We start from the raw sequence: 12,991 nt of genomic DNA on the forward strand, positions 1-12,991 counted from the left end.
GGCCGCGTCAATGCGCGCCCTATCGCCTCGATTAAGCATGTTTGCTTCAACAGCGACGAACAAAGGCCTCCAAAGAAGATGAATGGTGGTCGTGGCGTCGCTCTATTTAAAGGACAATGTCATGGCAAAGCGTAGCTTTTACGATCTGTTCGACGATGACAGCCAAGAACAGCAGCAGCAACAGCAAGAACGCCAACAGCAGGAGCAGCAAGAACGCCAGCAGCAGCAGCAGTCGTCCGATCAGGGCCAGGGCCAGTATCAGGGCCAGAGCAGCGAGTCGGTCAATCACAACGGCAACGGCAACGGCAACCTGAACCTCAACGGCAACGGCAGCCTCAACCTTAACGGCAATGGCAACGCTAACCTCAACGGCAATGCCAACTTCAACGAAAATGTCAGCGAGACGACCGTCGATGTAACCGTCGATGTAGAGCTGGATCTTGACGAGTATCTGCCGGAGGACAACGATTTTGCCGATATCGACAACAGCGATATCGACGGAATGTTCAACATCCGCATCGACGATGTTCTGAACGACGCCTTGACCGGCGCCGGCAACGACGTCGCCAATGTCATCTCGCAAGTCGCCAACATCCAGGACAATGATCATCTCGGCAGCGCGTCTGTCAACAATGGCGGCTCCTTCGATCTTGATGCTCATCCGGACGGTGGCATTGCGATCGCGTCGGAAGGCATTGGCACCGATACCGCTGGCGGCGACGGCGGCGGCAATGCTGACGCCAACGGCGGCAACGGTGGAAGCGGCGGCGCAGCCCTTGGCGGCTTTGCCCTTGGCGGTATTGGCCTCGGCGGCCTGGCGGCAAGTGTAGCGGCCGGCGGTGAAGGCGACGGCGGAGATGCCGATGGTGGCGATGCCGACAGCGGTGAAGCTGACAGCGGCGAAGCCAATGGCGGAAACGGCAATGGTGGTCGCGGCGGAAACGGCGGCGACGGTCTGGGCCTCGGCCTCGGCCTGGGCCTGGGCCTCGGTGCTGGGCTGGCATTTGCCGGCAATGGCGACGAAGGTGGTGATGCCGATGGCGGAGACGCCGGAGATGCCGGAAATGCCGATGGCGGCAACGCAGGTAACGGCGGTACCGGCGGCGATTCCACCGGCGGCGATGCGGGCGCTCTCGTCGGCGGCAGCCTCGGCTTCATCAATCCGATCTTCGTCAACAATGAAAGTGGCGAAGGTGGAGACGCTGGCGACGGCGGAGACAGCGAAGGCGGCGAAGGCGGCGATGCCGATGGCGGAAACGGTGGCGTTGGCGGATTTGGCGGCTCTGGCGGTGCCGGCGGCGACGCCCTCGGTGCAGGCCTCGGCGCTGGGTTCGGTGCAGGTGCCGGTAGCGGTGCCGGCGGCAATGGCGCCGCAGGCGGTGCTGGTACCGGCGGGGCCGGTGTCAGCGGCGCTGCGACCAGTGGCGATGCCCTGGGCGGTGATGCCCTGGCATACGGCGGCGAGGGCGGAGACGCCCTGAGCGGCGCCTGGGCCGATGGAACCGGCGGCGGTGCGGTCGGCGGCTGGGCAATCGGCGGCTCTGGTGCTGCGGGCGGCATGGGCGGCATCGCCACCACCGGCTTCGGTGGGGCCGGCGGGGACGGCGGCACATGGGGCTCGAGCAATGGTGACGACGGTTTCGTCACCGGCACGAGCAGCGCATCGGCCGATGCCTTCGTCGAGACGCATGCCTTCAACCAGGAAATCGTCCTCGGTGCAAACCTGCAGCAGAACGCGATCGACATGACGGTCGTCGGCGGCAGCCTCACGAGCACCGTGGTCGGCGAAGACGGCGACGAAAGCACATCCTGAACCATAGCTCAACTCCGCTCATTGGAGCGGGAGCACGCCATGGACTGCGCATCGCTGCGCAGTCCAACCTTTGCTGAGTTTGATCAGCAGGCAATGTCGACACAAGGCTCCATGTCATGACGGCGATGGATCAGATTACCGACGAAATTGCGCATTTCATCGGCCTCTTTCACATGAGGATCGAGGAGGCCCGCCTGCGGGACGCTTATCCCGATTTCTCCTATCACGCCCAGAAGAGCAATCTGCATTCCCAACCGGTGGCCCTCTCGGATTTTGATGCGCCGTATGAATTTATCGGCTTCGATCCGCAAATCTCCTACAAAGCGCCGATTTATCTGAGGCCGATCGATCACACGAAGCCTCTGTCATGGCATGATCGTTCTTCAATCCCGTCTGTCGAGGATGTCTCCCCCGCCCCCCCGCCGTATCATCCGGAAAAAGACCTGCCCGGACATCATACCGGTAGTCCGGCCGAGATGCTGACGATCGAGCCCCCCGGTTCGGTCGCAAATTACATTGTGCAGGCAGCGTCGCTTTCCGATGACGACAATTTCAACGTCGGCGGAAGCAATATCGAGTTCAATCCGCAGCCCGTCAGCGATCAAGACCTTTTGGATGCTGCGGATGAGGTGTTCTCCCAAGCGCCGATCGACGGTCTCGATATGCCGGCTACCAATGTCGAGCTCATCGAGATCATCAACAACGTTGCGTCTCAACTCAAGGCTCTGGCGAACGTGACCTCAGGAGGGCCGACAAATATCTCCGTCCAGCAATCCGAGGCGATCGAAGGCATCTATGTGAATGGCGAGATTGTCGAGGAGACACCCCAGCTGGAAGACTACCATTCTTTCGGCGAGGAAGCCCCTGAAGACGAGAACGCAGGCAATGCGACTGACGGCGGCGAGCAGGACGAAATTGCCGATGGAGACGCCGAGGAGGATGACGGTCAGCCATCCAATGTCGTCATTTCCGAAGATGGTTCTGTCACTGTCAAGAACTCCGTCGAGCTCGTCGCAGGAAACAACACAGCCGTCAACGAAGCCGTGATCCAAAATCTCTGGACGGCGGGAACCGTTACGGCAGTCGTCGGCGACCATGTCGAAGTCAATACGATCGTTCAGACAAATGCCTTATGGGATACGGATTCCGTGACCTCCGCCGTCGATAACTGGACGAGCGAGGACACTGCGAACGAGGTTTTCAATATAGCGACCTTCAAGCGAGACGATCCGCTGGAGGATGCTCCAGACACGGAGGCAGCCGCGGGAGGGTTTCCCGCCGCCTGGGCCGTTGCCGAAATCCAGGGCGATCTGCTGATCACCAACTGGCTCGAGCAATATGTGTTCATGTCCGACAACGATGTCGGTGTCCTATCCGCATCAGGCACTACGACGCAGGTCATTGCCGGAGACAACACCAGCGCCAACCAGACATCGATTTTCGAGCTCGGATTCTCCTATGACCTCATAATCGTGGGCGGCTCCCTCTATGACGCCAATATCATCCACCAGACGAATGTGTTGATCGACAACGACGTCGTCGGCGCGGTCTCGGGTTTTGAAACCAGCGGCGAAGGAGGCATCGCCAGTTCAGGCAATCTGCTCTGGAACCAGGCTTACATCCAAAATGTGGGGGGAGCCGACCGCTTCGAAACGTTGCCCTCCGCGTATCTGGACGCCGCGAACGATTTCGCGGCGGGGAATTATCAGCTGTCCAGCGGCGTTCTCACGGATCCCATGTTCGCCGATCTCCCCGGATTGCGGGTTCTCTATGTCAGCGGCGACCTGCTGAACATCCAGTATGTCAGCCAGACCAACATTGTCGGAGATAGTGATCAGATCGCGCTCGCCATGAATGCGATCGATCCCCGCGCCGATGCCACATGGTCTGTTTCAACCGGTGGCAACGTGCTGATAAACAAGGCCGCCATTCTGGATCTCGACTCCTTCGGTCAAACCTATGTCGGCGGTGGGCAATATTCCCAGGAAACACTCTTTCAGGCGGAACTGATTTCACATCAGCCGGAGCTCCTTACGCGGAATCCGGATGCACTCGTCAACGAGGCGGTGGTCTTCCTGGACGAAACGATGCTGGAAGGGGACTACGAGGCACCGGGCATTTCGATGCCCACAGATCATGACGGGCACTATCAAAACGACGGATTACAACATGTGCTCGGATAGAGGGGGGAAGCATGTCGGACACACAAAGGCGGGCAGAACGCCTGCAGGCTTCGGGTCTTCGGGACCCACAAATTAGCGATGAGGAAATCTATGCAACGCTGGAGCGCGCCGTGGAAGACTGCCTGAAGCTGTCAACAAATAACGCGGCGACATCGGCAACAATATCTCGACTGGACCCCAAGGACACCCCGCAGAATACCTCCAAAAAGGAGGAACACACCGGAAATGCTGAGGTCGTGCCCTTGCCGACAGCAGACAACGTCACCGAAACGGAAATCGGAATTCAATCCAGAACACCGGCGCGGGAAGCCCCCCAAGCGAAGAGCCCCGAGGGCATGATCACCATCGATGGCGACACAGGCCCTCTCCGGATCGACAGCAGCACAATCGGCAAATCTCCTTCGTCAGGCGGAGGCACCGGCTCGGGCAACGGCGGCACACCATTTCACAAGCGTCTCGCACCCATCGATTTTTCGGCAAGTCTGAGGGCCGGCATCAAAGCCGTGCGTGTGAATTTGGGCATCGTGATGCTGTTTACTGTTGCAAGCAACATCCTGGTGCTCGCGATCCCGGTCTATCTGTTCCAGATATCCGACCGCGTTCTTACAAGCCGGTCGATCGATACTCTGATCATGTTGACTGTTGTGATCGTCGCCGCCGTCATCCTGCAAGCGGCATTCGATGCGCTTCGTCGCTTTATTCTGATGCGCACCGCAGTGGAAGTCGCAGCGCAGCTGGGCGCTCCGATCCTCAGCGCTGCCGCCCGAGCATCCCTCTACGGAAACGGGCGTGAATATCAAATTCTGAACGACCTGCAGCAGGTCCGTTCCTTCCTGGTGTCCAGAACGCTTCTTTCGTTCCTCGACGCACCGATCGCACCGCTGTTCGTCCTGGCCGTATTCCTGATTCACCCGCATCTCGGATTTATCGTGGTCCTGACGGCCGTGTTGCTGCTTATCTTCACCCAACTCAACCAGCGCATGACGGCGGAACCGTTTTCGGAGGCAAATACCGCACAGGTGAAAGCCAACCTGCATCTGGAATCCATGTCCCGCAACTCGCAGATCATCAATGCTCTCGCGATGATCCCCGAGACAGTCCAGATATGGGGCAAGGATACAGCTTCATCCCTGAAGTCTCAGGTCATCGCGCAGGATCGCAACATCACCATCGCCGCTATTTCAAAAGCCTGCCGGCTCCTGACGCAGATCGCCATGCTGGGCTGGGGCGCGTTCCTATCGGTCGAAGGTGAGATCACTGGCGGGATGGTGATCATGGCCTCCATCATCGCCGGCCGTGCGCTGGCGCCGATCGAAGGCGCCATCGATGGCTGGAATCAGTATAGTCAGTCCCGGGCCGCCTATGGCCGCATAGCGACGCTTTTGACGTCGTCTCCCTTCAATTTCGAGCGGTTGAACCTTCCCAAGCCTGAGGGGCGACTGGATGTCGAAAGGCTGCTCTATGTGCCGCAAGGCACGAAACGCGTGGTGCTCAACGGCATATCCCTCTCCCTCCAACCGGGCGATTCCCTGGCGATCATCGGTAATTCCGGCGCGGGAAAGACGACCCTTGGAAAAATGCTTGTCGGATCGATCCTGCCGACATCGGGCAACGTCCGGCTGGATCTCATGGACCTGCGCAACTGGGACCAGCGGCAGTTCGGCGAGAACATCGGCTACCTCCCGCAGGACGTGCAGCTCTTCCCCGGCACGATCAAGGCCAATATCGCACGCATGCGACAGGACGCGAACGATGAGCAGATCTACCGTGCGGCCATGCTGGCGGACGTTCATGAGATGATCGCAAGCCTGCCCCATGGCTATGAGACTGTGGTCGCAGCCGACGGCGCGCCTCTCTCGGGCGGCCAGAAACAACGCATAGCCCTTGCCCGCGCGTTTTTCGGGGATCCCCATCTGGTCGTACTCGACGAGCCGAATTCCAACCTCGACAACGCCGGCGATGCCGCGCTGCTACGGGCGCTCCAGCATGCCAAGGAAAACAAGATAACGGTTGCGACGATCACCCAGCGGCCGGCGCTTTTGAACAACGTGGACAAGATCCTCCTGCTCGTCAACGGTACGGTTGCCTTGTTCGGCACGCGCATGGATGTCCTGAAGGCTATCGAAGCCCGGGGGATCAACCTCAACACCGGCTCTTTCGGTCATCAACTGCAATAGGGGGAGCGGAAATCATGTCTTCCGTTGCAAAAATTCACGATCTCGAATGGTATGAAGAAGTCCCAAGATCGGTTTGGAAACAGACCTTGGCCGGTCTGGTTCTCCTGATCGTCGCCTTCGGCGGTTTCGGCACCTGGGCTTCGACCGCCCCGCTCGCGGCCGCGGTCATTGCTCAGGGCAGCTTTGTTGCAACAGGCCGCAACAAGGTCGTGCAGCATTTCGAGGGCGGGATCATCAAGGAACTGCTGGTGAGTGAAGGCGACCAGGTCGTCGAAAACCAGCCGCTGGTCAAACTTGACGAGACCGCCGCCCTTTCGAAGAGGCGGGAGATTTTCCTGCGGCGTATCAGGCTGGAAGCAACCGCGGCGCGTCTTGTTGCCCAGGCTGAAGGCACTGATGTCATCAAAATCCCGGATATCCTCGGCGACTTCAAGAATGACCAGGATGTCTCATCGATCTTGCTGACCCAGCAACTCAATTTCAAGGCCCAGCGCGTTAAATTCGCGACCGAGCTTTCCTTGCTGCGGCAGAACATGAAGGCGCTGGAGTTCCGGAGCGAAGGCTATACCCGACATCGCGACGCAATCTCCCGTCAGCTTGTTTTGCTGGGGGAGGAGTATGAGACGAAGAGAGGCCTGCTGGCCAAGGGCCTGCTTCGGGCAACAGAGGTCAAGGCGCTTCAGCGTGCAATGGCGGATGCTGAGGGACAGATCGGAAGGCTCAACTCCGAAATCGCTGAAACGGGCGCACAATTGCTGAAGGCCCAGCAGGAAGTAGCCCATGCCGAAGAGGCTTATCGGGAGGATGCTCTTGATCGGCTGCAATCCATCCAGGGTGAGCGGGACGCGGCCCGGGAACAGTCGCGCGAGGCTGATGACATTCTGCGTCGCACGACCATCGTCGCGCCCGTCTCCGGCACCATTGTTCGGACCTATTACCATACGACCGGTGGCGTTATCGAAAGCGGCAAAGGGATCATGGAGATACTACCCGCGGGCGTGCCGCTGATCATCGAGGCGAAGGTTCCCCGCAACGAGATCGACAATGTGAAGGTCGGTCAAAAGGCGACCGTTCGGCTCACCGCATTGAACCAGCGGACGACGCCGATCCTGAACGGCGAGGTGTTCTATGTTTCCGCCGACGCGCTGGAGGACAGCAAGGCCGGCGTTGTCAACCACGACGTCTATATCGCGCGCATCCACCTTTCGTTAGACGAAATCGCCCGCGTAAGGGGCTTCACCCCGCAACCCGGGTTGCCGGCGGAGATCATGATCCAGACTTCGGTCAGGACATTCTTCAGCTATATCGTGAAACCGATCACCGACAGTATGTCGAGGGCATTTTCCGAGCGTTGAAGTTGGCCCCCTAGCGGAAGTCAACACGCAGAGCTTCGATGGTTCCGATGAGAGCAAAAAGCAGCCCGCCGACGCGGGCTGAGGAGTGCTGAACTCCCGGCAGGAGCTATAGAACCTCGATTTCCGCCACACGGATCCAATCCGGTCAGGATTGCGCATCAGGCGCCCGGCGGTGCCACGGGCGCGTCCGCAAAGCCCGCGTCGTCGAGCGCCTTGCGGACGAGGCCCGAAGCCTTCGCCTCTTCCAGGAATGCGCTGACGAAAGCGAGAGCGGACGGCTTGCCGTGAGCGACGGCGATCGCAATGCCCGTCTGCTGGAAGCCGCCGTCGAGGACGCGGGCGCCCGGAAGTTTCGCAAGCAGCGTTCGGAAGGCGTCGCGGGAAAGCGCCAGGGCCTCCGCCTTTCCCTGCAGCAGACGATCGATGGCTTCGGCGATCGTTTCCACTGCTTCGGGGACTGCCGTCTTGAGGGAACGTGCGGCGCTGCGGATCGTCGTCGTATTGGCGATGCCTATGACGCGCACGCCTTCCCGGTCGACCTCTTCCAAGGTTGTGATGCCCGACGAGGCGGTCACGAGATAGGTGCTTTCGAGGACGTAATAGATCGGACCGAAGGCGACGCGCCGGCGCCGTTCGTCGTCGATCGGCATGAAGCTCACATCGATCGTTCCGTTTTCGACCGCATCCGTACAGGCGCCGGAATTCGGAAAGTTGACGATCTCCACCGCGACACCGAGCCTTGCGGCGAGCGCCCCGCCGATATCAAGGGTTACGCCGCGATAAGCCTGGCTCCCTGCATCAAAGACGGCGAACAGGGCCGATGGTGCCGGTGCGGCGACGATGCCGATCCGCAGGCTTCCCGTCGGGGTGAGTTCGAGGAGCGCGAGATCGTCGCGGGCGACCGCGTCCGTGGTGGTCGATGACATGGAAAGACTCCCTTGGCTGATCCACAGGGCGCGGCAAGCCCCCTTCCCCATAGAAGGAAGATCGAGGCGTCATCTTCAAACCGGCGTGCCGACGCCGAGCAACGCTTCCTTCTCGTTCACCGACAGGCTCGTCAGCCGGTAGAGAATGAAGCCTTCCTTTTTAGAATGGATGCTGACCAGCACCTCGCCGAACACGGTCCGGATTTCGCCGAGCAATTCGCCCTGGGCGACCGGTTCGCAGAGATCCTTCCGCGGGTACCAGAGCCCGGTCGCGGGCGCTACCGGCACCCACATCGTCACGACGTCGAGCGGCGTGACCGGAGCCGCGCCTGGCAGCATGCCGATATGCCGCATGACGCCACGAATGCCGTCCGTCATCTGGGCGACGGTCGCGTCTCCCCATAGCCCGTTGCCGCTCACCTCCGGCAGGATGCTCGGGACTCCGAGCTTGTGGGCCGCATCCACTGTATAACCGGCTCCGCCGGTCGCGACGGCGACCGGAATGCCGAAGGCGGCCGCAAGCGCCTTCGACTTCTCGCATCCGGCGGGAAAGATCGTGAAGGGCTGAAGACCTTCGTCGAGGTCGCCGCCATGGCAATCGACATAGGCGTCGGCTTTCGGAAACACTTCCGTCACCAGCCAATGGGCGAGGCGCTCGCTGGTCGTGCCGTCCGGCCTGCCGGGGAACATGCGGTTCAGGTTCTTGCCGTCCTGCGGCATGATGTAGATGTTGCGCTTGCGGAACGCCTGCGTGTTGAGGATCGGCAGGATCAGCAGCGTCCCCTTGATCTCCACCGGCCTCGTCTGCATCAGGCGGACAGCCGCTTCGATCGAGCAATATTCCGAGCCGTGTACGCCGGCCGTGATCAGCAGGCAGGGACCCGGCTCGGCGCCTTCAATGATGGCGAAGGGGATTTCGAGTTCCTCCGTCGGACGGACATAGCCGAATTCCACACGCGGCTTCCCGCTACGAAGAGCTGGCAAGACGTTCATCGAACAAAATCCTCAAAGCGATTGAACCTGCTCGGCGAAAGGCGCTCGAGCGCCTTCCGTGAAATCGGCGTCTCTCCCGGCGGAGCTGGTCAGCTCTTCCTCACCCCCTGCAGCCGGATAAGCCCGTCCGGATAAGGAACGAAGCCGTCGACATTGCTGCGTGCCGCCCAGATCGACTTGTAGTGATAGAGCGGGATGAACGGCACGTCGGTGAGATAGATGCCGACGCTTTGCGCATAGAGCTTGGCGCGCTCCTTTTCATCGGTGACCTGCCGCGCCTGGGCGAGCAGCTTGTCCAACGCGGGATTGCAGTAGCGCCCCCAGTTCAGAAAGCCGTCGCAGGCGACCCACGGGCTGATATTGCCGTCCGGATCGGGCCGCCCGCTCCAGATCGCCATCGAGGCCTGATATTTGCCGGCATCCGAATTGGCGGCGAGCGTCGAGGATTCGAGCGACTGGATCTTCACGTCGAAGCCGGCCTCGGCAGCCATGACCTGAACCATCTGGCCGACCTGGGCGAGCGTCGGGCTGTTGGCGACGGAAAGCGTGAAGGACGGGCTCGTCACCCCCGCTTCCGCAAGCAGCATCTTCGCCCTGGCGACATCGCGGCCCTTCAGTGCGTGGGTCGGGTCGTAATAGGGCGCCCCGACGGGCTCCGTCTGGTTGGCCGGCGGGAACAGGCCCTCATAGACAACCTCGCTGATCGCGCCGCGATCGATCGAAAGCTCCAGCGCCTGGCGCACCTTCGCATTCCGGCCGAGCGGATTGTCGGCGCTTTCGCCATGGGCGATGTTGATGGAAATGACGTCGAAGGCAATCGATGGCCCTTCGATGGCCTTGACGCCCCTGTCGTCCTTGATCGCCGCGACATCGCTCGGCGACAGCCGCTCGATGAGGTCGAGGTCGCCGGAACGCAGGCTGAGCAGGCGCACGGCATCGTCCGGGATCATCCGGTAGGTGACGGAATCGAGCGAGATCGCGTCCTTGTTCCAGTATTGGTCGAAGCGCTTCAGAGTGATGTGGTCCTGCGACACGCGCTCCACGAACTGAAACGGGCCGGCGCAAACGGGATGCGCTCCGATATTGGCGCTGTCTTTTGCGAGCGCCGCCGGCGACATGATCATGCCGGCTCGATCGGCGAGCACGCTGACGAGTGGCGCATAGGCCTGGCTGAGCTTGATCGCCACGGTCAGCGGATCAATGACATCGACGCTCGCCACCGGCTTCAGCTCGGTCTTGCGCCTGGAGATCGGATCGGTGCGGTAGCGGTCGAGATTCACCTTGACCGCAGCGGCATCCATCGGCTGCCCGTCGTGGAAGACCACCTGATCGCGAAGCTTGAGCGTCAGCGTCAGACTGTCCGGCGACCATGACCAGGACGTGGCGAGTTGCGGCTGGAACGTGCCTTCGGGTGTCGTATCGATCAGCTTGTCGCACAGTGCCGCGAAGATCACGCGGCCGGCAACCGAGCCTCCTGTCGCGGGGTCGAGAGCATCCGGATCGGCTCTGAGGCCGATCTTCAGGTCTGCCGCCGAAGCGGAAGCGGTGACGAGAATTGCGGCAAGGAAAGCGGACATCGATCCGATGTCGCGCCGCCCGGTCATGGAAATCATGGACAATACCTCTCTCTTGTTTGCGGAAGGTACCCGCTGCCGGAAAGCAGCTCTAAAATTGTACTAGCATAAGAGAACAGCAATGCACAATCTCGTGCATTGCCCATTTTATGGGCTCTATCACTGTTGTTCTTTTAGAATTTTCTTGGTCATTTTTGGAAATCATCCGATAAAAATTTGAAATCGACGAAACGACCGGTTCCTATTGACATGCTCAACCGCCTGTTCTGTTATAAAGATGTATAACGATTATAGATTTTGAACCGACTCAGATGTCCTTCCGGTCCTTCACGGCGCCACCGGTGTCACCTCCCGCCCGGCCCGCCGGAAGAAGGCCGGCAAGGAACATCGGACCGGCACCTTCCTGGTGAAAAACCAGCAACCAGAGGAGAATGAAAATGAGATTTTCGTCGCTGCTGCCTGCCGTGATGACTGCATTCATCGCGGCCGGCGCCCAGGCCGACGACCTGAAGATCGGTCTGCAGGACGATCTTGACGGTCTCGACCCGGCCCGCTCGCGCACCTTCGTCGGCGAGGTCGTATTCGAATCCCTGTGCGACAGCCTCGTCGCCATAGGGGCCGATCTCGTCGTCAAACCCGAACTCGCCGAAAAGTGGTCGTGGAACGCCGACGGCACCGAGCTGACCCTGACGCTTTTCCCGAACCTGAAATTCCATGACGGCAGCGCCATCGATGCTGCCGCCGTCAAGGCCAATCTCGACCGCGCCGTCACTTTGCCCGACAGCATGCGCAGATCGGAATTGCAATCGGTCAAAGGCGTCGAGGTGGTCGACGGTCTGACGGTCAAGATCATGCTGAAGCGGCCGGATCCGACCCTGCTGCCGCAGCTTTCCAACCGTGCCGGCATGATGCTGTCGCCGGCGAGCTTCGAGAAAGCCGTGACCGCGCCCTCCTGCTCCGGCCCCTACAAGTTCGTCGCCCGCCAGCAGAACTACAAAATCGACCTGGAGAAGTTCGCCGATTACCGCAACGCGGCCGACTACCATTTCGACAAGCTGACATTCATGATCATCCCGGACACGACTGTCAGGCTCGCGAACCTCAGATCGGGCGCGCTCGACATGCTCGAACGTCTCGCCCCCTCCGACATTCCCTCGGTCAAGGCGGACGACAAATTGCAGCTCGCGCAGGTCACGAGCGTTGGCTACCAGGGCATGACGATCAATGTCGGCAACGGTACAACCCGCGCCAAGGGTCTGCTCGCCAAGGACAAGCGCATCCGGCTGGCGCTCGAACTCGCCATCGACCGCAACGTCATCAACGACGTGGTAGGCTCGGGCATCTTTCAGCCGGCGCAGCAGCCGTTCACCGGCGTCAGCCCCTATCACAACAAGGACATCAAGGTAACGGCCCGCGATGTCGCCAAGGCGAAGTCGATTCTCAAGGAAGCGGGCGTCGAAAAGGTTTCGTTCGAACTGCTCTTCGCCAATTCCACGACCAGCCAGCAGGTCGCCGAACTCATCCAGGCCATGGCGGCGGAAGCGGGCTTCGACATCAAGCTGCGCGCCGTCGAATTCACCTCGATGCTCGCCCAGACCCAGAGCGGCGATTTCGATGCCGTGCTGACCGGCTGGTCGGGTCGCTACGATCCGGACGGCAACCTGCATCAGTTCGTCACCTGCAAGGCATCGCTCAACTATGCCGGCTTCTGCAACGAACAGGTCGACAAGGACCTGAACACCGCCAAGGTGACGGCCGATTTCGAGACCCGAAAGAAGTTCTATGACGACGCCCAGTCGATCCTGCAGGACCAACTGCCGATCATCTATCTCTACCACCAGCCATGGCCTTTCGTACTTGCCAAGAACCTGAAGGGCTTTACGCCACTGCCGACCGGCCTGATCAGCATCAAGGGCATGACCAGGGCCTCATAGGTCCCGGTCTGATCCTCCCGGAAGGGCCGGCAGCAG

General features: G+C 60.5%; 8 protein-coding genes. 5 read left to right on the forward strand and 3 right to left on the reverse strand.

What is annotated here, in order from left to right; translation table 11 throughout:
- Nucleotides 1-121 precede the first annotated feature (121 nt).
- The 4 genes from QEO92_RS13625 (at nucleotide 122) to QEO92_RS13640 (ending at nucleotide 7,528) form a co-directional block, all read left to right on the forward strand.
- Nucleotides 122-1,813, forward strand: coding sequence for a hypothetical protein (locus tag QEO92_RS13625; protein WP_227703418.1), 1,692 nt, complete (start codon nucleotides 122-124; stop codon nucleotides 1,811-1,813).
- Between the two features lie 116 nt (nucleotides 1,814-1,929).
- Complete coding sequence (locus tag QEO92_RS13630) at nucleotides 1,930-3,996, forward strand: hypothetical protein (protein ID WP_227703419.1); 2,067 nt, start codon at nucleotides 1,930-1,932, stop codon at nucleotides 3,994-3,996.
- An 11-nt stretch (nucleotides 3,997-4,007) separates the two neighbouring features.
- Complete coding sequence (locus QEO92_RS13635) at nucleotides 4,008-6,173, forward strand: type I secretion system permease/ATPase (RefSeq protein WP_227703420.1); 2,166 nt, start codon at nucleotides 4,008-4,010, stop codon at nucleotides 6,171-6,173.
- Between the two features lie 14 nt (nucleotides 6,174-6,187).
- Nucleotides 6,188-7,528 carry an HlyD family type I secretion periplasmic adaptor subunit gene (locus QEO92_RS13640; protein WP_037148314.1) on the forward strand — a complete coding sequence of 447 codons (1,341 nt, stop codon included), beginning with the start codon at nucleotides 6,188-6,190 and terminating at the stop codon, nucleotides 7,526-7,528.
- A 158-nt stretch (nucleotides 7,529-7,686) separates the two neighbouring features.
- Here QEO92_RS13640 and QEO92_RS13645 read toward each other — a convergent pair whose 3' ends face one another.
- The 3 genes from QEO92_RS13645 to QEO92_RS13655 all read right to left on the reverse strand — a co-directional run bounded on the left by QEO92_RS13645 (nucleotide 7,687) and on the right by QEO92_RS13655 (nucleotide 11,060).
- Entirely contained in the window at nucleotides 7,687-8,454 is a 768-nt protein-coding gene (locus tag QEO92_RS13645; RefSeq protein ID WP_052182746.1) for a transporter substrate-binding domain-containing protein, read from the reverse strand.
- Nucleotides 8,455-8,529: 75 nt separating this feature from the next.
- Nucleotides 8,530-9,447, reverse strand: coding sequence for a succinylglutamate desuccinylase/aspartoacylase family protein (locus QEO92_RS13650; RefSeq protein WP_227703421.1), 918 nt, complete (start codon nucleotides 9,445-9,447; stop codon nucleotides 8,530-8,532).
- 89 nt (nucleotides 9,448-9,536) lie between these two features.
- Nucleotides 9,537-11,060: an ABC transporter substrate-binding protein gene (locus tag QEO92_RS13655; protein ID WP_227703422.1), complete on the reverse strand. Its 1,524-nt coding sequence runs from the start codon at nucleotides 11,058-11,060 to the stop codon at nucleotides 9,537-9,539.
- A gap of 398 nt (nucleotides 11,061-11,458) precedes the next feature.
- Here QEO92_RS13655 and QEO92_RS13660 point away from each other — a divergent pair, with 398 nt between their 5' ends.
- Nucleotides 11,459-12,955: an ABC transporter substrate-binding protein gene (locus QEO92_RS13660; RefSeq protein WP_227703423.1), complete on the forward strand. Its 1,497-nt coding sequence runs from the start codon at nucleotides 11,459-11,461 to the stop codon at nucleotides 12,953-12,955.
- Nucleotides 12,956-12,991: the final 36 nt, after the last annotated feature.

The organism is Neorhizobium petrolearium (genome assembly GCF_029854435.1).
Classification (GTDB): Bacteria; Pseudomonadota; Alphaproteobacteria; order Rhizobiales; family Rhizobiaceae; genus Neorhizobium; species Neorhizobium petrolearium.